Here is a 22627-nt window from a genome sequence, read left to right as displayed (position 1 = left end):
ATCATTCATACGGGTAAGGAGAACAAGAAATCTATGTTTTATCAATCAGTCAAAAGCGATCCATTTTTGAAATATGGTCAACACCTAAAGGACACTAGTTTTCACGAGCTATGTGATTACGTATCCGCTAAGGTAAAGATACCAGGTGATGGCAATGAATATTTTGCTTCGCAGGATTTTATTGAGCAGCATGCTGCGATAAAAGAAATTCAAAATCGTGTCTATGGTGAGATGGAGATACAAGCGGGAACCTGTTCTGGACATAATACAATGATTACCGCCGTGGAATTTCATCAGGGCAGTGAGGTGATTATCGCCATGACTGACTGTCTTCTAAAGGTCGGGAAAAGAGAAGATATCAGTGAAAATGTCTATGAAGAAAGCAAGATGGAAACATTTTTATTGAAGAAAGGTGAAGGTGTAGAGCTGTATGGCACCACACTGCATTATAGTCCGCTTAAGCTTGATGGGACGCCTTATTCAACGATTGTCTGTCTGCTAAAGGGGACCAATCAGGCAATACCCGAGAAAAAAGAAAGTCTGCTAGTTAAAAAGAAAAACAAATTCATGTTAGTTTCCAAAGAACGTGAAGATAAAATTGCTGATGGATACTTTCCGGGATTCATTCGACAGGAAACTTTTTGATCATTTTTTAAACGAGTGACTGTGTAACAATTTCTTCCTACTTTAAAAACGAAGTAGGAAGTTTTTTTGATTGTTTAGAAGAATAGTTTGCTATTATTGTAGTAAGACAAAATCTAGGAGTGGTTCACGATGAAAATGAAGGCTGTTGTAGTTTCGGAAGCAGGAGGAACTGATCAGTTAGTTTATAAAGAGGTCGAACGACCAAAAATAAAATCTGGCTGGTCTTTAGTTAAGGTCAAAGGTTTTGGAATCAATCATTCAGAAATTTTTACCCGTGAAGGGAAATCGCCATCGGTTGAATTTCCAAGAATTTTAGGTATCGAATGTGTCGGAATAATCGAAGAAACAACGGATCCGCTGCATTTTCCGATTGGACATAAGGTAATCTCTTTGATGGGTGAGATGGGTAGAGATTTTGATGGAAGTTACGCGGAATATGTTCTTTTGCCAAATACACAACTCTATTCTGTTGAAACAGAGCTGTCGTGGAAAGAATTGGCGACGATACCTGAGACTTACTACACCGCATTTGGCTCCATGCAAAATCTACAGATCACTGAAGACGATCGAGTGCTGGTTCGCGGAGGAACTAGCGGTGTCGGGATCGCTTTTTTGAACTTACTAAAGGGCAAATATCCATCAATGTTTGTTGCAGGAACCACTCGAAACCTGAATAAAACCAATTTATTACTAAATAGTGGGTTCGATGCCATTGTAGAAGAAAAAGACGGTTCACTACAAACAGAAGAAACCTTCGATAAACTATTAGAGCTGATAGGACCAGCAACAATCAAAGATAGCTTCAACTATTTAAATGAAGGCGGCATATTATGCAGCACAGGTCAGCTAGGCGGGAAATGGTACCTAGAAGAATTTGATCCGATCATTGATATTAAGATAAATTCTTATTTGACGAGCTTCTATTCTGGAAATGTTGCTGAAGATCGGATCAATGAACTGCTTACATATATTGCTGACAACAAAGTGAAGGTCGAACCTGAAAAGGTCTTTAGGTTAGATGAAATCCAACAAGCCCATGAGTATCTTGAAAGCAGTCATAGCTTTGGAAAAGTGATCGTTTTGGTTGAGGAATAAATGAATTCTTATTTTTTTACATTCGTTTCTTTGGTTAGCTTATTTTCTAAAATAGGTACTTATCCATCAAAGAACCTCAGGAATAAAAATTTCCTGAGGTTCTTTATTATTCAGCATCGATTCGTTTTACAACATTCTTTGTCTGCTTGTCAGTAACAAAGAAGAAAATCACACACATACTCAACAAAAGAATCGCAGGGAAAATCCTATTGTTCGAAACATAGACATCCCAAAAGGAATTGATGGCCGCATGAAAGAGAACACATAAATAGATGCTTTCGTATTTGTTCCAAATAAAGGATAGCAGCAGTGATAGGCTGAAACAGGTTAGGCTAAACCATACTAAACTCATGGAACTTTGGTTTGAACCGTTGATCCACCATAATGGGATGTGCCAAAATGTCCAAATAACACTGACGATAGCTGCGGAAGTCAGCACAAAATATTTCTTTTGCAGCATGGGCTGTAAAAATCCCCGCCAACCGATTTCCTCGATTCCTCCTCCGATGATCATGATCGGCAGTTCCAGCAAGGCGATATACATCGGAACTTTTTGCACGCTTCCACCTAACAAAATTGGAAGGAAGCAATAGATCCAGGCCATTCCAATGATTAAGAGATAGGCACTAATCGGTTGTTTAATACTGAGGATATTCTTTCTGAAGGCGCGGTATTCTTCTGGCGTACTTGTTTTTTTCTTTAGGTAGAGTTCGTTGAAGGCTGGTGAGATACCGCCTAAAATAAACAGGATCATGACTACTGGATTGGAAAAAGGAATGTTTCCGAGATGGGTCAGTCCAGCTGCTAGGAACCAAAAACTCCAGGAAATAAGAATCGTTGAAAATAGGTAATGTTTAATTGTTTGAGTTTTCATAGTAAGCTCCTTCTCGTTCTTTCTTTTTAGTTAAAAAATCAGCGAGCGTGTCAATCAATATTTCTAAAGACATTTGTCGTGCTTCAACTCCGTAATCGACATTAGTCGCAGTGAAATGAAGACAGTCCATCAAGTATGAGACAACACCGAATGTTTGCACGTCTTGCTGATCAATCGCAAAGATTTCGGCGATACGTTGAAAATTCTTCGCTTGCTTTTCTTCCAGCATTGTTTTTATTTTCATTGGCAACTTATTTAACAGCGACGTTATATCATCTGGTTGAAGGTAGAGGACGATACTATCCTCAGCCAAATAGATTTCTCTCAGTGACTTTCGAACGTTCGCATGAAAATCTCCAGTCTGGAAATCAATCGTTAAAAATTTTTGGAACAGCTTTTCTTCGCTTTTTTGAATGACATCAAAGAGTAGATCTTCTTTGGATGGATAGTGATTATAAAAGGTTCCTTTAGCGATCCCCACGGCGTGGATGATATCTTCCACCGTGATTTTCTTCATTCCTTTCGTTTTTATGAGTTGAACCGTTTCGTGGTGCATAGCTTCTTTAAGTCGTCGTTTTTCTTCTTCCGTTACTATTTTTGGCATGTTGTTCTCCTTTTTTAATCAAATTATTGTTATTGATGCGTTTATTGTGACTCGTTCGATATCTTTTGGTCACTTTAAAGTATACTAGGCCTATTCTGACTGTAAAGTTCTAAATAAAGACTGTTAGATTAAGGGATTCTAGGTTTGTCACTATCATTGCACACGTAGTAGACCATTGAGTCCAAAACAAAAATTTGACTATGTTTATAGCCACAAAAATTTCATACCTTACTGAAAAATATGACTCTATCTCTTCGCTTCATGATGGTACGATATGCTCAACGATTGAGAAGAAGGTGATTGCCATAAAAAAGTTGTTGAATTTGATTAATATTTCTATTGGTCTGCTGATTATTTCTGCAGCGTTGAATTTTTTCCTGCTGCCGCATGACATTGCATCGGCCGGTGTCGGTGCTATCGGGCATTTAATAGAAATACATTTTGCTTTTAGAAGTATTATTATCGTTTGGCTGATCAATATTTTGATGCTTGTCCTAACGTACGTTCTGTTGGATAAGCAGTTTTTCTCCAAGATTTTTATTGGAAGTCTGCTTTTTCCGGTTTTCTTGTATGTTGTTCCTACGATCCCATTATTTTTTTCTCATATCATTTCTCTGATTATCGGGAGTATACTGTTTAGCCTAGGTGTCTTCTATTTGTACAAATTTGATTCGTCCAATGGAGGAGTAACTGTGCCGCCGATCATTCTTGATCGCTATTTTCAAATTCCAGCCCACAAAGGCTTATTACTAACGAATCTAGTCATCATTTTTTTGAACTTTTATATTTTAAGTCCGATCGAGGGTCTGTTCGCGACCATTTCAATTCTTATTATCAGTTTTTCTATGAAATTATTTAGCGCTATAGATAGTAAGATAACGTTCCGAAGAAATGCTAAGATTGATATTTAACAGATGAGAAAATCGAAGAAGACAAACATTAATGATGAAAATAAAAAAATTTTGTACACCCTTTAGCTATGTAAAGGGTGTTTTTTGAATTATGGAGTTCCCCAAAATTATAAACGATTAGTCAATCGGCTCAGCTCGCATTTAACTACCCAGTATTTACGAGGGTAATACTTTATTGGTTATCAAGTAGAAACCAATGGAATCGGAATAAAAAAGTTATTTAGGTTAGAATCATTTTAATTATATTCTTGAATAAAACAAAAATATGATTATAAGGCTAATTTTAAATTAAAGTAATCCTCTTAAAAGTAATTTTTATATATAAATAATCTTGACAAAACTAGCGTTTACTAGTATATATAAATTAACTAGTAAACGCTAGTTTGTTTATAAATTAAATTCGATCGAATGTAACTCGGAAATAAAGTGGAAAGGTGAAAAGAACCGCCAATATGTGTTAATAACGATTCTAAAAAGTAATAATTGTTAAGTGTCAGAGTAATAAGAATGTATCCAAAGGTTTTCAATCATTGTGGTGTGGCTATAGTTTTATGGTCCTCAAGATTATTTCAAATAGGCAGGCATTTCGGAAGGAAATATTAAAGGAGGGATCGGTAAATGACAAAAGTACTGTTATTAAGTAAAAACCATACCGTTGAGCCGAGACTTCAAAGTATTTTGAATCGAGTAAATGCTGAGTTTTATTGTTCTTCCAGCTTGTTCTATCAAGCAAAAGAACACATAACTATCATTCAGTATTTCTCACTGATTATTATTTGTGACACTATTTCAAATGTTGAATTAGCACAAAGTGTAAAAGCAATTAAAAATAGTGGTATCCCAATATTTAGAAGTGGAAATAAAAAACAAATTTCAGATACTGAATTTGCATGGTTAGATACTTTTATTGATTATTGGGTTGAGGCAGACGACAGTGATTCTGAAATAATCGATAAGATCGCCCGCGCGAGTTTGAATAAAGTGGAATCCACACAGCCCTCTTCAGTAGAAAACTTTTCAAGTCAAAATTACTCGAACTTCCTAAATCAATTATCCAAAAAAGAAAAGCAGCTTTTATTTTATCTTTATGAAGCCAATGGAAAAACTATCTCAAGAGAGATCCTATGTCAAAAAATGTGGCAATCGGAAACAACGCATTCAGGCTTATCCAATCTATCTGCTATTGCGAAACGTTTGAAATTTAAGATGCTGGATGCGGGGATTGATACGGATGGACTGGGATCTAGTTGGGGACAAGGGTATTTTCTTCAAGCACCATTTCTATTATTTTTGCGGAACAATGATTTTGATAAATATTTTGTTTCTAATTCAGGCAGTGTTGGTGGAGAGTAGCTTAGTAGCTTGAATAAAAAGTTTCACGTTGAAATATAAATTGAAAAGGAGATTAAGTATGAGAAAGTTAGGGCTAAAGGTACTCACGTTATTATTTTGCTGCAACATGACAGTAGGGATGTTGCCAATACAGGGACATGCTGTAAGTAATGGAAGCGAGGCATTAAGTGAGTCGGTGGAAACATGGATGCCGGATCAAAATCTTAGAAAGGCAGTTGCGTATTATTTAGGCGGAATCAATCCAGACGATATAACAAAAGAAGCAATGGCAAATTTGGATATGCTCACTTTTGATCAATATACCTTAGATATTCCGGAAAACACTGTTGTTGATTTTACTGGTCTTGAATATTCTGGAGAACTATTAACTTTTGACAGCACATATGTGATTGCAGAGAATGTTCCAACTATTAAGGTAGGCGATCAATCATTAGTTTATGTGATGCCTAATGTTTTAAAGAAACTTGAAGTTACGGGCAGAGTAGCTCAGCTTCAAATTGGCCGAAGATACGGTACTGGTGTCCCAACAAGCGAGTTGATTAACTTAGGCGATTATATCCACCGCTTAAATCCAACTGATTATCTTCGAGTCTTTTCTGAAAATATGGCGGATTTTTCTTCGATTGGTATTCAGTCTGATGTTTTGACGGACACATATATGGCTGAATTTGTTAGTGAGCTTCAGTTGCTTTTACCAAATTTGGAAGTGCTGGAAGGACATACCGGCGAAGTACTATATGAACAAGATGTACTCAAAGACTTTATGGGGAATTCGCTGCTTTCGGCTTCCACTCATTCTGCACCGGGAATGATACGCTATTTGGATGAGAATAAAGATGATGTTTATCACTATTCAAATGTAGATTATACGGATAAGGGAATGGTCTTTGACGAGCTTTCCGATGATGTCGCTTATGTATTAGTCGAATTTGCTAGACTTCCTACGCTGCGATCTGCTGGTGTAAATGAGTTGGCGAATAGCAATACAAGATCTCTAGTAAATAGTATGTATAGTTTAAGTGCTCTGATCCCAGTTGTTAGGGTTCGACCAGGTGCTGATGTAATAGTAAGGTATCATGATGAAGACGGAAAAACGATTGCGGATGAGGAACGATTGACCGGAAATGTGGGCGCTGGCTATGTATCCGAGCAAAAAGTGATCGACGGACACACATTTAAAGAGGTACAAGGAGAACCAACGGGAACATTTACCGATCAACCTCAAACAGTGACCTATGTGTATTCTAAAAATCAGATAAATGCTGGTGGTGTGACAGTAAAATATCAAGATACAGAAGGAAAAACGATTGCAGATGACGAACGATTAACCGGAGTTGTTGGCGACAGTTATGTTTCTGAACAAAAAACAATTGACGGCTATACATTTAAGGATGTACAGGGAAATCCTACGGGACTATTTACGGATCAGCCTCAAACAGTGACGTATGTGTATTCTAAAAATCCGTTAAATGTTGGAACAGTGACAGTAAAGTATCAAGATACAAAGGGAAATAAGATAGCTGAAGAGGAACAATTGACGGGAAATGTAGGTAGTGCTTATGTTTCCGAGCAGAAGACTATCAATGGCTACACGTTTAAAGAAGTTCGGGGAAATCCGACTGGGGTATTTACGAATGAGGCCCAAACAGTGACCTATGTATATACTCAAACACAAGTGCCAGTAAAAACGAATGATATAACAGCAAAATATCAGGATGAAAATGGGAAAAGCATTTCAGAAGATGTGATCGTAAAAGGTACTATCGGAGAAGACTATGCCACCGAACAAAAAAAGATCGATGGTTATACATTTAAAGAGGTCCGCGGAAATCCAACGGGTAAATTTACGGATCAACCACAGACAGTTGTCTATGTTTATAAGAAAAACGTAGCCGCGAACGTCGATACTACTCCTATAAGCCAAAATCATATTACTACATTTTTCAACAAAGTAACTGGGGAGAATACTTCCGGAAAAAGTTTGCCAAATACGGGGGAGGATACAAAATATTCTCAAGCATTTACAATTATCGGGCTTGCTTTAATTTTCAGTACAGGTATTTATCTATTTGGATTTAGGAATAAAAAGGGAAACCATCATCGATAAAAGATAAATCAATTATTCGATGGTGAAAAATTAACCAGAATTTGAATAAGCTTCGACCATTTGGTCGAAGCTTTTTTTGAAGGTTATAGTTAGTCAGTGTCTAGTCGATAAATCTGGTCGAATTGCTTAATATGTTTTTCCAATAAAGCAATATTCTCTTTTACCAGGTCAGGCCGAATATCGCAGCGTCGAATGAGAAAGTTAATTGGCGCATAAAAATGCATGGCAATAATGTAAGGATCCATTTTGATAAACGTTTCTTGTTGTACAAGATCTGTAAATAAAGTTGTTAGGTATTCCAAGGGACGTTCAAAGAATAATTCGTTGTACAAATTGCCGACATACGGATTGATATGCTGTTCAGAAACTAGGACCTTTCTGAACTTACGAGCAGTATCATCGGTTAAGTAGTATTTAAAAGCATCAACATACATCTTCGTCAGTTCTTGGACAGTTGTCTCTCGGTATATGTTGCTGGCATCGAGTGTTATGGGTAAGGCGTAGGTATTATTGGCTTCTTTTAAGATTTTAGTTGCTTCAATTAAAATGGTGTCAAAGATTTCTTGTTTACTCTTGTAGTGGTTGTATAACGAACTATCCTTGATTCCAACAGCGGTGGCGATTTCCTTTACCGATACACCATCAAAACCGTGTTCAGAAAAGAGCGTCAAGGCTTCCCGCCATATCCGTTCTTTTGTATTATTTATGGTCGTTCCTTCCTTTCGCTATTTCAAGAAGATATCTCCTGATTTAGAAGTTTTTTTATTATAAACAAAGAGTAGTCAAAAGCCTTTATTTTGAATTATTTAACAACCAACTGATATTTACTATCATATATATATGAATTGAACTACATTCACTAACATATATAATAGTAAAAGCTAGCCTTGTCAAATGGTCATTGAATAGCTGACAGGAGACCTCAGAAATGATTGCATACGAAGGGCTTTTGGAAATTTTCCATAATAATTTATGATCAATCCAAACCAATAAAATGCCTTTTCGATGATTATATGGTAGCTTCGAAGAGAATAGATATACAAAATGGGAGGTTTGTTTGATGCAGACAGTGGTATGGTTTCGACGTGATTTACGAATACAGGATAACAAGGCGCTCTATCATGCGTTTAAGGAGTTATCTGATAAGGACGAATTGATTCTGCTATTTCAGGTTAATCCGGAACAATTTATTGAAAATAGTGCAAATCATCAAGCCTTTTTTGCAAGTGTGGCATTTTTCAAGGAAAAAATTGATGAGAAAGCTCATCTTCAAATTCAGTACGGAAATCCCTTGGAGCTATTTAGCGAGCTTAAGAAAACTATGCCAGACTGGAATAAAATATATTTCAATGAAGATATAACCGGATATGGGGTTAAACGAGATCAGGTGGTAAAGAAATTTTTCGCTCAAAATGCTATCGAATATTTCTGCTATCAGGATCATTATCTGCACGGTGCAAAAGAAATCAAAAACCAGCAAGGAAATCCCTACAAAGTGTTTACCCCGTATTACAACCAATGGAAAGATATTCTTAAGGAAACACCAGTTAACGTCAAGTTCAAATCAGATTCAGTTTATTCAGAGATGCTATTTCCGCAGGACGAAAAGAAGTTTGAACAGTTAGTAGAAAATCTTCCAAAGCAAGCAAAAATTGGAGAAGATGCAGCCAAACGCCAATTGAAAAAGTTCATCAAAAATTCAGTAGCTAACTATGAGCAGGCACGAGATATTCCAATCTTAGATCAAACCAGTCATTTATCACAGTATTTGCGAACAGGAGAACTTTCGATTCGGACTGTTTGGCAAGCATTGCAAGAAGAAACTATCTCAAAAGGGCGCAGTACATTTCAAAAGGAACTGTGCTGGCGGGATTTCTATAACATGATTTATACGAATTTTCCAGATCAGAAAAAGCAACCTATTCAAGCGCAGTTTCGATTTATTGATTGGGAAAATGATGAAAAAAAGTTCAAGCTGTGGCAAGAAGGAAAAACGGGTTTTCCAATTGTAGATGCGGCGATGCGTCAACTGAACCAAACAGGTTGGATGCATAATCGTTTAAGAATGATCACAGCATCATTTTTAACTAAGGATCTGTTAATTGATTGGCGATGGGGAGAGCGACATTTTCAACAGAAATTGAACGATTACGATCCTGCTAGCAATATCGGCGGGTGGCAATGGGCCGCCTCGACAGGAACAGATGCGGTACCTTATTTTCGGGTATTCAATCCCGCGACCCAATCACAAAAATTTGATCCACAAGGGAAATTCATCAAAAAATATGTGACAGAACTAGATAAAGTACCTGCGAAATTGATTCATCAGCCAGAAAAAATGACAAAGGAAGAGCAAGAAGAATACGGTGTGGTTTTAGATAAAGACTATCCAAAACCGATCGTTAATCACAAAGAAAGACGAAAACAGGCTATTTCAATGTATGAATCAAGCAAAGAGTATGCACTTGAAGTACAGTCATATGAAGCAAACGAATGAGTCTAAGAAACTGGGCTGCCTTTACTAAAAATAAGGGTGGTCCATTTTTTTCAAAAAGAACTATAGTTTTCCTGCTATATGTTAGCGCTATTATTCACAGATGATCTTTTTAGTTATTTATCATTTCGATACCTGTTCTTTAAATTTTGAATATTAAATTAACTGTGTCTCAATTATTCAAGTTGAAATAACTAAATGAGTAAAATTTAATATTCTTCAAATTTTTGTTTATAACTGCAAAAAGACTGTTGGCATATAGAGCGCTTTGACGAAAGAGGATTTTGATTAAAAAAATAAAATATTTTCATGCGGACAAATTTGTGATATGATTAGCCAAAAATAATAAAAGTGCAATAAACGAATTGGGTTTTATTAAACCCGTGAGTTTGTTTTTTATAATTAAGGTGTAATGTATGAGAGAAGAAATAAAAAAAGCAACAGTCATCGTAATAAAGGTTGGAACGAGTTTATTAGTATCGCCAGAAACAGGAATTATTGAAACGGCTATTCCACAATTGGCTAGTGTGTTATCTGAATTAATTGCTATGGGTAAAAAGCCGATTTTGGTTTCTTCTGGAGCAGTTGGTGCTGGGGTTACTGAATTAGGAGAAGTCTCAAAACAGACGGCAGCGGCAGTTGGACAAGGGCTGTTAACCAGTTTATATGAAGAGGCATTTAACCAGCAAAATCAAAAAATCGGCCAGCTATTATTGAGCCGTGAAGTGTTGGATTTTCCAAAGAGCCAACAGGCATTTGTTCAAACCATCCATGAACTTCTAGATCATCAAATCTTACCGATCATCAATGAAAATGACGCGGTGACTGTAGATGAAGAGGGGCATGCGGCTAAGTTTGAGGATAATGATGAATTGTCGTTATTAGTGGCCGAAGCGGTTCAAGCCGATTTACTGGTTATGCTTTCGGATGTAAATGGCTTGTATTCAGAAAATCCTTTGTTTAATGAACAAGCAACGATGTTTCATCAATTGAGTGAGATTGATCAACGATTAATCGAGGAAGCTGAGCCACATAGTGGGACATTAAGCCGCGGCGGGATTCGCAGTAAGCTTAAGACAGCAACCGGTGCTTTGACAATGAACATTTCAATGGTATTAGCAAATGGGAAAAGCCCACGGATATTGTTTGATATTTTGGCTGGGCGCGAAGTTGGGACATTATTTAAAAAATAATGTCAAAACAAATTCAGTAGATAAAAATGCTAATCTGAAAAGTCAGAAAATTCAAAAAGCCGTAACAAATGTTATGGATGAACTTGATATTAGCAGGAGTAGCAGAATAATTATATTAGCCATACTCGACTTCGGTCGATTTTGAATATACATAAGGAGGAAAATATTGTATGGAATTAGTTAAATTGATAGGTATTTTGATTGTTATTATCGGCTTTGCCTTAAAGTTAGATTCAATTCTAATCATCTTAGTGGCAGCAGTCGTTACAGCAATCACAGGTGGTTTAGGAGTGGAAGGATTGTTGACAACCTTGGGAACGAGTTTCGTTTCTAACCGCTCGATGGCGATTTTTATCTTGATCATGTTGGTTACCGGTACATTGGAACGAAATGGTTTGAAAGAATCGGCAGCGAAATTAATCGGAAAAATAAAAAATGCTTCTGCCGGAGCGGTCATCGGCGCTTATGGAATCATGCGTTCGATCTTTGCGGCTTTCAATATTAGTTTTGGCGGTGTGGCAGGTTTTGTTCGTCCGATCATTATGCCAATGGTTATTGGCTCAATTGAGGCCAAAGGCAAGGAACCTGAAGAAGATTATGTTGAAGAGTTAAAAGGGATGTCTTCAGGTATGGAAAATATCGCGTGGTTCTTCTTCCAAGTCTTATTTGTTGGCGGACCAGGTGCACTATTAGTACAAGCTACATTGAAGTCTTTAGGTTACGAATCAAGTTTGCTGGATTTAGCGAAGGTTGAAATTCCTGTTGCGTTATTTGCCGTCATCGTAGCGATTGTTTATTACTTCTTAAAAGACCGAAAATTATATAAAAAATACTACGGCAACGATCAATAGGGAGGAAAGCAAATGTCATTTTTTCTAAGTCATGAAGTTTTATTATCTGAGAAATTACTTGAAATTATTTATATTATTATGGGTGCTGTAGCGATTTATACCGGGATTAAAAATGCTCGTGATAAAAGCAATGCAACACCGATCGGAACAGCAATCTTTTGGTGTGCGTTAGGGATTGTGATGATGTTTGGTCGTTGGATTCCGCCGATGATCAATGGTGTATTAGTCATTATTATGACACTGCCGCCTATTTTCAAAAAGGTCAGCAAAGGCAAAGAGAATGCTCCGACCGAAGCAGTTACGAAAAAAATGGCTGATAAGATTGGTATGAAGATCTTTATTCCAGCATTAGCCATGGGAATCTTTGCAATTATTTTTGCCGTCTTTACACAATTAGGTGCTTTAGTCGGTGTGGGTGTCGGCGTTTTAGTTGCTATTGTCATTTTGATGATCTATTCTAATTCAAACAAACCGAAAGTTTTCTTGGACGATGCGGAACGTATGCTTTCAACGGTTGGCCCGTTAAGTATGCTGCCAATGCTATTGGCTAGCTTGGGTGCTATTTTTACAGCGGCAGGAGTCGGAGAGGTTATTTCTGACCTCGTAGCGAAAGTGATACCTAAGGGAAATGTAAATCTAGGAATTATTGTATTCGCAATTGGTATGATGTTGTTCACGATGATTATGGGAAATGCTTTTGCAGCAATTACCGTAATGACCGTTGGGATTGGAGCTCCGTTCGTCTTAGCCTATGGAGCCGATCCAGTGTTGATCGGAATGGTCGCGTTGACTTGCGGATATTGCGGAACTCTATGTACCCCAATGGCAGCGAACTTCAACATTGTGCCAGTGGCTATGCTGGAAATGAAAGATCGTTTTGGCGTAATCAAAAACCAGGCTGTACTAGCAGTAATCTTTTTAGTTTTCCAAATCTGCTATATGATTTTATTTAAATAGAAGAGTAAAGGAAAGGTGATAATAATGAAAGTATTAATAACCGGTTTTGATCCCTTTGGCGGGGCAGCAATCAATCCTGCTTATGAAGCAGTGAAATTATTGCCAGATACAATTGAAGGAGCAGAAATTCATAAATTGGAAATTCCGACTGTTTTCAAAAAGGACGGCGAAGTTCTAGCTAAGGCTATCGAAGAGCAACAGCCCGATATTGTTATTTGTGTCGGACAAGCAGGTGGACGTTCAGATATCTCAATTGAAAAAGTGGCTATTAATTTGATGGAAGCACGTATTCCTGACAACGAAAAACAACAACCATTAAATCAAGCAATTCATGATGATGGTGAGACAGCATATTTTGCGACGATTCCAGTTAAGGCAATGGTCAGCAAAGTAAAAGAAGCAGGGGTTCCGTCAAGTGTTTCATACACGGCTGGAACATTTGTCTGCAACGATATTATGTATCGCTTATTATATTTGGCTGATAAAGATAATAAAGCTATCAAGGGTGGTTTTATCCACGTTCCTTACTTGCCAGAACAAGTGGTAGATCTGCCAGTTGGAACACCAAGTTTGCCAGTTGAAACAATTGCTAAAGGTTTAGCGGCTGCAGTGGCAGCAGCGATAACAACAGATGAAGATCATAATGTTTCGATGGGAACCATTATGTAGTTTGGTATAAAAAGGGAAGGTTGAGCATGAAATTATGCTTGATCTTTTTTCTTTTGAAGGATTTACCCATTACGCCAAAGGACTGGGTAAAATGAAAAACTATTGGTTTTATTACTATGGCAATAAAGTAGTGGCAAGGGATAGTTGTCATTGATGGAAAAGAATATAATTTCTATTCAGATGGACACTTGATTAAATAGATAGGGTAATTCTTTTGCATTACGAAAATTAATGTAAAGTAAGTTGGTAACTATGAGTATCTTTCGGGATGTCACTGATGCGACAATCGATATGTTTAAACTGGCCCAATTACAGTTGTGTAATTGGGCCAGTTCTATTTGCATTAATATTTTCAATAATTTATTTCGTAACAGTCTCCCAAAAGCGTTCTAAGGTTTCTAATTGTGTTGTTTGTCGATTGCATTGATTACTATCGGTACAGATATAGTTGCCCTTTTTGGTGTATGAGCCGTCTCCAGAGGATTTAGTGGTCGCAAGGAAGAAGGCGACCGTACCGATTTGATTGCAGATGGCACAATGTCCTTTTTGAATATCCGTACTGAAACTTCCATAAACGCCAGTAAAGTGGCCATCTATTTTACGTATCAAATATTTGCGATTGGTTCCACTATCATTCCAGCCTAAAAAGCTCAATTCACGAAAGTCGATCATTGGCATTTCTGGATACTGCATTTTTTTAACTTTTCGAAAACTTTTATCAATCTTGTAAAGGGCCACGATAAAATGTAGGAAAAGGGCCATCGAAAATGTAGGTTAGATTTAAAATCTGATATTCTTTTTCATGAAACCATTCAAGGAGAGTGACTCATGCGAAAAGATGTCTTAGAAGGAGTCTTACGACACATTATGAACGATATTCAACCTAACTATGCAGCCATGGCCAAGCAATATAATTGTGATTACCGAACAGTCAAGCGTTACTATGAAGCTGGAACTAAAGGGGAAGTAGAACAGATCAAAAAGAGACAATCTTCTGCTCCTCTTTTATTAAGCGGTTTTGAAGAAATTATTAAAGATAAAATGGAGTTAAGCTGTTCCGCTTCTTCAATTTATTATTTTATTAAGAAAAAAGGATATCAAGGTGGCTATACCACCGTCAAACGATATTGTCGGAACTATCGAGAAAAGCGTGTAAAAAAAGCAACCATTCGAATTGAAACGACGCCAGGTCTTTCTGCTCAAGTCGATTGGAAAGAAAATATTAAGATGGTGAGTAAACATGGTGAAGTCTTTTACTTCAATCTTTTTCTATATATTCTAGGCTATTCTCGCATGAAATACTTAGAGGTAACCTTTGATCGAACCCAAGCGAATGTCTTCAATTGTTTGGTCAATGCGTTTGAGTACTGCGGGAATGGTGTTCCTCAAGAAATTTGGTTTGACAATATGAAAACAGTTGTTGATAGAAGTAAAAGCCAATTTGGTCAAACCGTTTTTAACGAAAAATTTCGTCAATTTGCTAAAGATGCTGGATTCAATCCGATTGCTTGTCGCCCTTTTCGTCCACAAACCAAAGGCAAAGTTGAAGCTTTAGCTCGTACTGTTAACCGCTTAATGGTCTTTAACTACGAGTTTGAAAATGAGCAGGAGCTAAAACGAATCGTCTATGAGTTTATGAATGACTTAAATAATGAACGTTCTCAAGCAGTGAATAATCATCCCTCTAAGCTTCTTATAGATGAACAATCGGTGTTGCGTCCTTTCAATCGTTTAGAATTAGTCAGATATGTTTCTAGAACCCAACACGTAATTAGAAAAGTTTCCATTGAATCCATGGTCCAATATCAAAACTCAAAGTATTCTGTTCCCGTGAAATATATTGGTAAAGAGGTAACTTTAGATGTCCGTAAGGACAGTCTATTCATTTGGTATGGCCATCAATGTATTCGCTCGCACCCATTAAGCAAAAAAACCTTAAATTATCAACGTGATGACTCTCTTGAGATTCTTCGATCTGATGTCTTCAAATACTTAGAAGACGAAGAGTTGGAGCGCTTTGTAGAAGAAAATTTAGATGCTTACGATGAATTATAAGGAGGCTCATATGTCAAATTACCATCAGTTATTAAATCAATTATCAGATTTAAATCTTACCTGTATCAAAGAAATTTTACCTGCCCATTTAGATGAAGTAGCTAAAAATGAACAATCTCTAGTTGATTCTTTATTTGAATTAACACATCAAGAAATTAGCTATCGTAGAAAGGAGACCCAAAGAAAAATTTTAAAACGGGCAATGTTTCCCTATCATAAACGCCTTCATGATTTTAACTTTGATTTTCAACCCAAAATCAAAAAAAGTGAAATTCAAGATTTAGTGACATTACGCTTTTTAGACACGTATGACAACCTTTTATTCATTGGAAATAGCGGTGTTGGAAAAACCCATTTAGCCGTTTCAATTGGTTTAGAGTGTATTGATAGAGGGCAGAGCTGTTTATTTATCACTAGTACAGAACTGGTTAATCGACTTATCCGGGCACATAAACTTGGTCAAGTGATACCATGCTCAAAAAATATGCGAGCTATTCTGTATTAATTATTGATGAAGTCGGGTATCTCCCCTTCTCAAAAGAAGGATCTAACTTACTGTTTCAACTAATTAATATGCGATACGAAAGAAAATCAACGATTATTACAACGAATATTCCTCTGTCTCAATGGTCCGAAATTTTTGGTAATAAGAAATTGACTAATGCTTTATTGGACCGATTGGTCCATCATTCTAAAATTATTCAAATTACAGGACCTTCCTATCGAATGAAAAGTTATAGTGAAACGAAAGGAAAAGAAACGAAACGATAAAGAGAAAACTACCTACAATTTCAATGGCCCAAAACCAACATTTTATTATGGCCCTTGACACTTTTAAAGTAAATGCAGTGGATACGACAGCTGCAGGAGATACTTTTATTGGTGCATTTGCTTCAAAATTATCTCACGATTTAAAAAATATAGAAGAGGCAATAAAGTATGGCAATAAAGCTGCTTCCTTAACAGTTCAACGCTATGGCGCTCAGCCAGCTATACCGTATGACAGTGAATTTACGATATAAAAGAAGCTTGAATGAATTTTATAATTTGAAACAAACACTTCCCAAAATTATTGGGAAGTGTTTGTTTGTATTTGTTATCGATATCAAAACTTTCAAGAGGAGAAAATAATTTTGATAGTGTTGATCGATGAATTTACCCTATTCTTATTAAATAAAAAGTGAATAATACAATCATACTATTTCACTTCCTCAAAAATTTTCTAAGATGTTTAGCAGTATATGAATTTTCGTTACTCAAAAGGTCAATAGGGTATCCTTGAAAAATAATTTTTCCGCCATTGCTGCCACCACGTGGACCTAAATCAATGATCCAGTCAGCCTGACTGATAATCGACAAATTATGTTCTAAAACAATAATTGTTTTTCTCATCTGTTTTAGTTTAAGTAGGAGCTCCAACAAACTCTTGATGTCATGTTCATGTAATCCTGTACTGGGTTCGTCAAAAATAAGAATCGAGGAATGTTTTAAATCCTTTTTTAGTAACATCGCAGCAATCTTTAACCGTTGCCTTTCACCGCCGGATAAGGTATCTAAACTTTGACCCAAGGTGATATAAGCTAAGTTTACTTCGATTAAAGCCAATAAAGCTTCTTTTACTTCCAGTGAAATCATCAATGGGTACGCCTCAGCGACCGTTAATTGAAAAAAATCAGCTATTGTATATCCGTTCCACCGATAAGATAGCGCTTCCTCATTGTACCGTTTCCCATGACACTTTTCACATTCTTGACGAACGTCCCCCATATAAGCTAGATCATATTTTATGTAGCCTTTTCCTTTGCATTCTGGACAAGCTCCGGCCCCATTAAAGGTAAAAAGGGAGGTAGATTTACCTGCTATTTTCGCATAGGTTTGTCTGATTGAATCGAAAATATTTAGATACGTTAATACGTTAGAACGATTGCTTCCCCTAATGGGAGTTTGATCAAACGTAATTGCCTCTGGATATTTCTCCATAAAAAGCGTTCGAATCAAGGTGCTTTTTCCAGAACCAGCTAGACCAGAAACAATGGTCATGGCCTCTTTAGGGAGTTTAGCTGATTGTCGCTTTATGTTATGAGCACTTACGTTTTCTAAAGTGTAAAATTCAGAATAGTTTTTTCTTTCTGAGTCAAGCTCATGCTTGGTTGTTAAAGCATTTGCGGTCAGAGTATCAGCATCTAAAAACTTTGAGAAGTTTCCTTGAAAAGTGATTTTTCCACCGTTCACGCCAGCTCCGGGACCTAGATCAATGATAACATCGGCCAATTTAATAATATCTGGGTCATGATCAACTAAAACTACGGTATTTCCTTTAGTTTTTAATGATGAGAAAATCCGGTTTATTCCAATAATATCCTCGGGATGCAGACCAACACTCGGTTCGTCAAAAATATAAAGGATATCTGAAAGTGAGCTGTTCAAATGTTTGACCATTTTTAAACGCTGCGATTCACCACCAGATAACGTTCCAGTAGTTCGTGCAAGCGTTAGATAGTCTAAACCTACTGATACCATTGTTTCTAAACGATTTTTCAGATCACTTAAAATGGTGTCAATGTGTTTGTTTTCGATTGTATTCAAAAAGGAAAGCAATTCTTGAATCGGCATTTTCACACAATCAGCGATAGAAACATGATTGATTTTCGCTGAACGTACAAGAGAATTAACCCGACTTCCTTGACATTCTGGACACTCGATTGTCTTAGTAACTCGTTCAATATCTTTTTGATAAGTTTTTGTGTTTTTTTCAATCACGGTCTTTTGAATGCGATCGATTACGCCAGTATAATATCCAGTTTTTGGAAATTTTTCTGATGCATTGGGTGGCTTACTGCCTTTATCATAAAGCAGTTTTTCTAGTTCAGTCGGAGAAAATTGTTTTATTTTTTTATGATTGTCAAAATAACCTGATTCAGTATAACGAGTTAAACGCCAACCACCTGGCTGGAAAGTGGGAAATCGAATGGCACCTTCGGCAAGTGAGCGATCAAAATCCAATAGCTGGTTAAGATCAAACGTCAAATTTTCTCCTGTTCCTTGACAGAGGGGACACATTCCTGCTGGGTTATTGAACGAATAGGTCATTGAATAGCCGATAAAAGGTTGAGCAATCCTTGAGTAAAGTAATCGTAAGGAGGTATAAATATCAGTAGCAGTACCAACCGTTGAACGAATATTCCCACCAATCTTTTTCTGATCAATCACGATTGAGACGGGTAAATCTACAATTTTATCCACAATTGGACGTTCATAATGAGGAAGAATCTGTTGAACATAACTAGAGTAGGTCTCATTTAACAGACGTTGAGATTCCGCGGCTAAAGTATCAAATATCAGAGATGACTTTCCTGAACCGGAAATGCCAGTGACTACTGTGATTTTTCCTTTAGGAATTGATACGGAGACGTTTTTTAAATTATTACTCCTAGCACCAAGAATATTGATTGTTTTCGTCATTGGTCAGAGGTCCTTTCTTGTTCAAGTGCATGGGTTAAAAGATTAGCTAATTGTGTAAAAAGTTGTTGTTCTTCTGGATTAAAAATCTCTGTAGCAGTTTCATAGAGAAAAGTATGGCCGGCATCAACAGAATCAAGAAAGTCTTTTCCAGATTCAGAAAGGGTCGTCATTAATCCTCGCCCATCCTGTTGACTGACAGATTGTGTGATATAACAGTTCTCTTTCAACTCTTTAATTGTTTTCGAAAATTTGGAAGGGCGGATGTGCAACTGTTCAGATAGCTGTGTAGGAGAGGATGATCCTCTTTTTCGTAATAAATTTAAAATATCATATTGCAGCCAAGAAAGTCCGTTGGGATTAACTAAGTTTCGTTCCGCAACCAGTTCGCATTGTAGCTGGATCAAAGCAGATTCTAAATTAGACATTATAAATATCCTCCTGAAAATTTAGTTTCCATTTAGAAATTATATCCTGAGTGTAATTAATTTTCAATCTTAACTAGTCGTATTTTTATTGCTTAGTGAAAAAGAAAGAAGAAATGGGCAGATGGCAGCTTGACTTTTTCTTTGTGATTGATTCTAATTGTTTTTAAAGGGTCTCCTCATTTTTAGAAATTGTAATGCTACAATACGGGAGAGCGAGTACTTGAAAAAATGTTGGAGGTGACTACATGAAACGATCAAGATATGTTATTTACGATCATTTAGAAGAATTATCGAATCAGCATAAACGAGTCACCACTATGGATATAGCAGAAAGCACCGGGTTGAGCAGAAATGTTGTGACAACGTATCTTTCTCAACTTTTAACGGAAGGATTAGTAGAGAAATATGGCACGCGTCCCGTTTATTGGCAGCCTGTGCAGGAACAGATAGATCCTTTCGCGATATTTATCGGGGCAGATGGCAGTTTAAAAGAAGAAATTGATGAATGCAAGGCAGCGGTGACATATCCGCCGAAAGGTTTTCCGGTTTTGATTACTGGTGAATCTGGAGTAGGAAAAAGTTATTTGGCCGCACTGATTCATCAATATGCGATTGAACAGGAAGTGATCGCCAAGACTGGACGTTTTGTTACATTGAATTGTGCAGACTACGCGAATAATCCTGAATTGCTCTCATCCGTGCTTTTTGGTTATCGCAAAGGGGCTTTTACGGGTGCCGATCAAGACACGGAGGGATTGATACAACAAGCAGATGGCGGGTTTATCTTTTTAGATGAGGTGCATCGTTTAAACAGTGAGAATCAGGAAAAATTGTTTACGTTGTTAGATTTGGGGAAATATTACCCACTCGGAGAAAAGGAACAGGCGATTGAAGTGGATCTGCGATTCATTTTTGCTACGACGGAATCTTTGGATGAAACACTGCTGCGGACATTTCAACGAAGAGTACCTATGGTGATTCATTTGCCGGCGTTTCATGAACGGCCGATCCATGAGCGGTTGAAAATTACTTTAAGCAATTTTGTGCAGGAATCAAAGAATTTGAATAAAGAATTTGATTTGAGTTTAGCAGAAGTTTTTCAATTGGTGAATCAGCAGTATAGAGGGAATTTAGGAGATTTAAAAAATCGTGTTCGTTTACTTTGTGCGCGTGCTTTTATGGATCAAAAGGAACAATCGGTGATTGAATTAGGAACGAAAACAGAGGGCGGAATTCGAATTGCTCACGACACAGCTTTTGATTTAGAGATCAACCGATTGTTTGAAGACCGATTTACTCAATTAACGCAAGCCGTCTTGGTTTTCGAAAAGCTTTCCGAAATGAATGAATGTCGTTTTCTGATACAAACGGAGATCAAAAAAATTCACAGACAGTTTAATCGATCGGACTTAACGACGTTGATCGTCGACAGTTATTTAGAAATAATTAAGCAGCAACTAGCGATTCAACGAAGGCGTTACGGCGTTTTCAATCAATTAGAAAAAGATTCCTTGCAGCAAGCAGCATTGATTTTGTATCTTTTTGTAGAAGCAAAGGATCAACAGTATCAACTAGATGATGTGATTGAACGAGTGAAGGAGTTGTATCCACGCTCTTATTATTTAATTGGGGAACTGATCGACGACCTTAGAAAGACACTGCAAATTGAAGAAAAAGGAATTGACTATTTAAAGTGCTTGTTCTTGTTTATTTTGATTGGTGAAGAGCATCAAGAAATCGAAAAGGTTCCGTTTCTTTGTTTGCTGCTATCTCATGGGAGCATGGCATCCAGTATTCAAACGGTCGTTAATAGTTTGTGTCAGAATTATTTATTTGAAGCATTTGATATGCCGATCGATGCTTCCATGAAACAAATCAGCTTGGAAGTTACGAAGTTCATTCAAAAACAAACCAAGCAAAATCAAGAAGTGATTCTGCTGTTTGACATGGGTTCGCTTAGTCAGATGTATAAAGAAATCAAAAAACAATCAGATGCCGATTTGCTGGTGATTAATAATCTGACAACTTCAATGGCCTTGGACGTCGGGTTGAAGGTACAGCAGCAAATGTCTTTTAAAGAAATTGCTAAAAAGGCGGAGAGCTATAGTGAATTGACAAATGTTCAATATTTCGAAGGAATCTCGCAAAATAGAAATATTATCGTATCTTGTATGTCAGGCGCAGGTCTTTCCGAGGAAATCAAGCGGATCATGAATCAATGTCTGCGGGAAGACACTGAAATCATTACGATGGATTATAAGGATTTGAAGCAAACGTTGAGTTCACATGATTTAGATTATTTCTCTAATACGCAGATGATCTTGACGACCACTGATATTGACTCTTTTGAGGCATTATCGATTTTAAATATTTATGACGTGATGGAACAAAGCGGCGCGGAACAGCTAAAACAACTGCTAATGCAAAATGGGGAGTCGGAAGAAAATTGTGAGGCTCTTTTAGAACAGCTCCTGCAATTCTTTACGCTAGAGGGAATCGGTGCACGTTTACAATTTTTAAATCCAAAGATCGTGATTCAGGAAGTGCAAGAGATTATTGAGAAGTATGAACAATATTACGAGTTAAAATTGAGCGGCCGCGATTTATTAAATATTTCGATGCATATCGCCCTGATGATTGAACGTTTGATGGTTAATCCTGAAGAAGAGAGTGAACCAGAGATTTTGGATGATGAGAAAAAGGAATTCTATGGCGTTTCAAAAAGTATTTTCTATGCGGTCGAGAAAAAATACAATATCGCGGTAGATGACTACGAACTTTCTTTGATGTACGAGTTGCTTAGAATGCGTTAATAGTATCTGCTTAAAATAGCGCTTGTTTTATTAAGCGCTATTTTTTTGTGCTTAATGCCGCTTGCTAGACGTACATTTTGATAATTGGCACGGGACTTGCTTTTAATAAAGTGAGAAAG

At 37.0% G+C, this 22627-nt stretch carries 18 protein-coding genes and 2 pseudogenes; 14 read left to right on the top strand and 6 right to left on the bottom strand.

The genetic code is table 11. The features are described 5' to 3' along the window. Positions 1-33 precede the first annotated feature (33 nt). Both I585_RS13390 and I585_RS13385 read left to right on the top strand, forming a co-directional pair. Positions 34-645 (top strand): DUF4867 family protein, encoded by a 612-nt coding sequence (locus I585_RS13390; RefSeq protein ID WP_010742326.1) that lies wholly within the window; start codon positions 34-36, stop codon positions 643-645. Positions 646-780: 135 nt separating this feature from the next. Continuing rightward, positions 781-1740 carry a zinc-binding dehydrogenase gene (locus I585_RS13385; protein ID WP_034709180.1) on the top strand — a complete coding sequence of 320 codons (960 nt, stop codon included), beginning with the start codon at positions 781-783 and terminating at the stop codon, positions 1738-1740. 106 nt (positions 1741-1846) lie between these two features. Here the strand turns inward: I585_RS13385 and I585_RS13380 are convergent, their stop codons facing one another. Both I585_RS13380 and I585_RS22660 read right to left on the bottom strand, forming a co-directional pair. After that, positions 1847-2614 (bottom strand): CPBP family intramembrane glutamic endopeptidase, encoded by a 768-nt coding sequence (locus I585_RS13380; protein ID WP_010742324.1) that lies wholly within the window; start codon positions 2612-2614, stop codon positions 1847-1849. Then, on the bottom strand, positions 2595-3218 hold the full coding sequence (locus I585_RS22660) for a TetR/AcrR family transcriptional regulator (RefSeq protein WP_010742323.1): 624 nt from the start codon (positions 3216-3218) through the stop codon (positions 2595-2597). Before I585_RS22660 ends, I585_RS13380 begins: the two co-directional genes overlap by 20 nt. 296 nt (positions 3219-3514) lie before the next feature. Between I585_RS22660 and I585_RS13370 the strand changes: the two genes are divergently transcribed. The 3 genes from I585_RS13370 (at position 3515) to I585_RS22655 (ending at position 7589) form a co-directional block, all read left to right on the top strand. After that, complete coding sequence (locus tag I585_RS13370; protein ID WP_010742322.1) at positions 3515-4129, top strand: YitT family protein; 615 nt, start codon at positions 3515-3517, stop codon at positions 4127-4129. A 618-nt stretch (positions 4130-4747) separates the two neighbouring features. After that, positions 4748-5482: a helix-turn-helix domain-containing protein gene (locus I585_RS13365; protein ID WP_010742321.1), complete on the top strand. Its 735-nt coding sequence runs from the start codon at positions 4748-4750 to the stop codon at positions 5480-5482. 58 nt (positions 5483-5540) lie between these two features. Further along, a complete protein-coding gene (locus I585_RS22655; RefSeq protein ID WP_010742320.1) occupies positions 5541-7589 on the top strand; it encodes a MucBP domain-containing protein in 2049 nt (682 codons plus the stop codon). 89 nt (positions 7590-7678) lie between these two features. On the opposite strand, the gene I585_RS13355 is transcribed toward I585_RS22655, so the two are convergent. Then, positions 7679-8260 carry a TetR/AcrR family transcriptional regulator gene (locus tag I585_RS13355; protein WP_010742319.1) on the bottom strand — a complete coding sequence of 194 codons (582 nt, stop codon included), beginning with the start codon at positions 8258-8260 and terminating at the stop codon, positions 7679-7681. Between the two features lie 389 nt (positions 8261-8649). Here I585_RS13355 and I585_RS13350 point away from each other — a divergent pair, with 389 nt between their 5' ends. The 5 genes from I585_RS13350 to pcp all read left to right on the top strand — a co-directional run bounded on the left by I585_RS13350 (position 8650) and on the right by pcp (position 13753). Then, on the top strand, positions 8650-10086 hold the full coding sequence (locus I585_RS13350; protein WP_010742318.1) for a cryptochrome/photolyase family protein: 1437 nt from the start codon (positions 8650-8652) through the stop codon (positions 10084-10086). Between the two features lie 413 nt (positions 10087-10499). Beyond that, the gene (proB, locus tag I585_RS13345) at positions 10500-11276 is read left to right on the top strand and encodes a glutamate 5-kinase (RefSeq protein WP_010742317.1); all 777 of its coding nucleotides are present in this window, start codon (positions 10500-10502) and stop codon (positions 11274-11276) included. Positions 11277-11446: 170 nt separating this feature from the next. Continuing rightward, the gene (locus I585_RS13340; RefSeq protein WP_010742316.1) at positions 11447-12127 is read left to right on the top strand and encodes a 5-oxoproline transporter, DUF969 family subunit; all 681 of its coding nucleotides are present in this window, start codon (positions 11447-11449) and stop codon (positions 12125-12127) included. Between the two features lie 12 nt (positions 12128-12139). Beyond that, complete coding sequence (locus tag I585_RS13335) at positions 12140-13084, top strand: DUF979 domain-containing protein (protein ID WP_010742315.1); 945 nt, start codon at positions 12140-12142, stop codon at positions 13082-13084. Positions 13085-13108: 24 nt separating this feature from the next. After that, positions 13109-13753, top strand: a complete 645-nt coding sequence (pcp, locus tag I585_RS13330) for a pyroglutamyl-peptidase I (RefSeq protein ID WP_010742314.1) — start codon at positions 13109-13111, stop codon at positions 13751-13753. 360 nt (positions 13754-14113) lie between these two features. Here the strand turns inward: pcp and I585_RS13325 are convergent, their stop codons facing one another. Further along, positions 14114-14515 carry a FusB/FusC family EF-G-binding protein gene (locus tag I585_RS13325; protein ID WP_010742313.1) on the bottom strand — a complete coding sequence of 134 codons (402 nt, stop codon included), beginning with the start codon at positions 14513-14515 and terminating at the stop codon, positions 14114-14116. Between the two features lie 66 nt (positions 14516-14581). On the opposite strand from I585_RS13325, the gene istA reads away from it, so the two are divergent. The 3 genes and pseudogenes from istA to I585_RS13310 form a co-directional block, all read left to right on the top strand. Next, on the top strand, positions 14582-15808 hold the full coding sequence (gene istA / locus I585_RS13320) for an IS21 family transposase (RefSeq protein ID WP_010741239.1): 1227 nt from the start codon (positions 14582-14584) through the stop codon (positions 15806-15808). Positions 15809-15818: 10 nt separating this feature from the next. Then, a pseudogene (istB, locus tag I585_RS13315) lies at positions 15819-16579 on the top strand (IS21-like element helper ATPase IstB). Between the two features lie 62 nt (positions 16580-16641). Next, a pseudogene (locus I585_RS13310) lies at positions 16642-16830 on the top strand (PfkB family carbohydrate kinase); the annotation flags it as partial. A 181-nt stretch (positions 16831-17011) separates the two neighbouring features. On the opposite strand, the gene I585_RS13305 reads toward I585_RS13310, so the two are convergent. After that, positions 17012-19270, bottom strand: coding sequence for an ATP-binding cassette domain-containing protein (locus I585_RS13305; RefSeq protein ID WP_010742310.1), 2259 nt, complete (start codon positions 19268-19270; stop codon positions 17012-17014). Beyond that, on the bottom strand, positions 19267-19695 hold the full coding sequence (locus I585_RS13300) for a MarR family winged helix-turn-helix transcriptional regulator (protein ID WP_010742309.1): 429 nt from the start codon (positions 19693-19695) through the stop codon (positions 19267-19269). Before I585_RS13300 ends, I585_RS13305 begins: the two co-directional genes overlap by 4 nt. Positions 19696-19940: 245 nt before the next feature. On the opposite strand from I585_RS13300, the gene I585_RS13295 reads away from it, so the two are divergent. Further along, positions 19941-22508, top strand: a complete 2568-nt coding sequence (locus tag I585_RS13295) for a sigma 54-interacting transcriptional regulator (protein WP_010742308.1) — start codon at positions 19941-19943, stop codon at positions 22506-22508. Positions 22509-22627: the final 119 nt, after the last annotated feature.

The sequence above is a fragment of the Enterococcus malodoratus ATCC 43197 genome, assembly GCF_000407185.1.
Taxonomy (GTDB): domain Bacteria; phylum Bacillota; class Bacilli; order Lactobacillales; family Enterococcaceae; genus Enterococcus_A; species Enterococcus_A malodoratus.
This window is presented reverse-complemented; position numbering and strand designations above follow the sequence as displayed.

Excerpts from the sequence above, each read along its gene's own strand:
- I585_RS13390 (WP_010742326.1), top strand. The coding sequence starts at position 34 with ATGTTTTATCAATCAGTCAAAAGCGATCCATTTTTGAAATATGGTCAA.
- I585_RS22655 (WP_010742320.1), top strand. The coding sequence starts at position 5,541 with ATGAGAAAGTTAGGGCTAAAGGTACTCACGTTATTATTTTGCTGCAAC.
- I585_RS22660 (WP_010742323.1), bottom strand. The coding sequence starts at position 3,218 with ATGCCAAAAATAGTAACGGAAGAAGAAAAACGACGACTTAAAGAAGCT.
- pcp (WP_010742314.1), top strand. The coding sequence starts at position 13,109 with ATGAAAGTATTAATAACCGGTTTTGATCCCTTTGGCGGGGCAGCAATC.
- I585_RS13295 (WP_010742308.1), top strand. The coding sequence starts at position 19,941 with ATGAAACGATCAAGATATGTTATTTACGATCATTTAGAAGAATTATCG.
- I585_RS13335 (WP_010742315.1), top strand. The coding sequence starts at position 12,140 with ATGTCATTTTTTCTAAGTCATGAAGTTTTATTATCTGAGAAATTACTT.
- proB (WP_010742317.1), top strand. The coding sequence starts at position 10,500 with ATGAGAGAAGAAATAAAAAAAGCAACAGTCATCGTAATAAAGGTTGGA.
- I585_RS13325 (WP_010742313.1), bottom strand. The coding sequence starts at position 14,515 with ATGGCCCTTTTCCTACATTTTATCGTGGCCCTTTACAAGATTGATAAA.
- istA (WP_010741239.1), top strand. The coding sequence starts at position 14,582 with ATGCGAAAAGATGTCTTAGAAGGAGTCTTACGACACATTATGAACGAT.
- I585_RS13300 (WP_010742309.1), bottom strand. The coding sequence starts at position 19,695 with ATGTCTAATTTAGAATCTGCTTTGATCCAGCTACAATGCGAACTGGTT.
- I585_RS13350 (WP_010742318.1), top strand. The coding sequence starts at position 8,650 with ATGCAGACAGTGGTATGGTTTCGACGTGATTTACGAATACAGGATAAC.
- I585_RS13365 (WP_010742321.1), top strand. The coding sequence starts at position 4,748 with ATGACAAAAGTACTGTTATTAAGTAAAAACCATACCGTTGAGCCGAGA.
- I585_RS13305 (WP_010742310.1), bottom strand. The coding sequence starts at position 19,270 with ATGACGAAAACAATCAATATTCTTGGTGCTAGGAGTAATAATTTAAAA.
- I585_RS13340 (WP_010742316.1), top strand. The coding sequence starts at position 11,447 with ATGGAATTAGTTAAATTGATAGGTATTTTGATTGTTATTATCGGCTTT.
- I585_RS13380 (WP_010742324.1), bottom strand. The coding sequence starts at position 2,614 with ATGAAAACTCAAACAATTAAACATTACCTATTTTCAACGATTCTTATT.
- I585_RS13385 (WP_034709180.1), top strand. The coding sequence starts at position 781 with ATGAAGGCTGTTGTAGTTTCGGAAGCAGGAGGAACTGATCAGTTAGTT.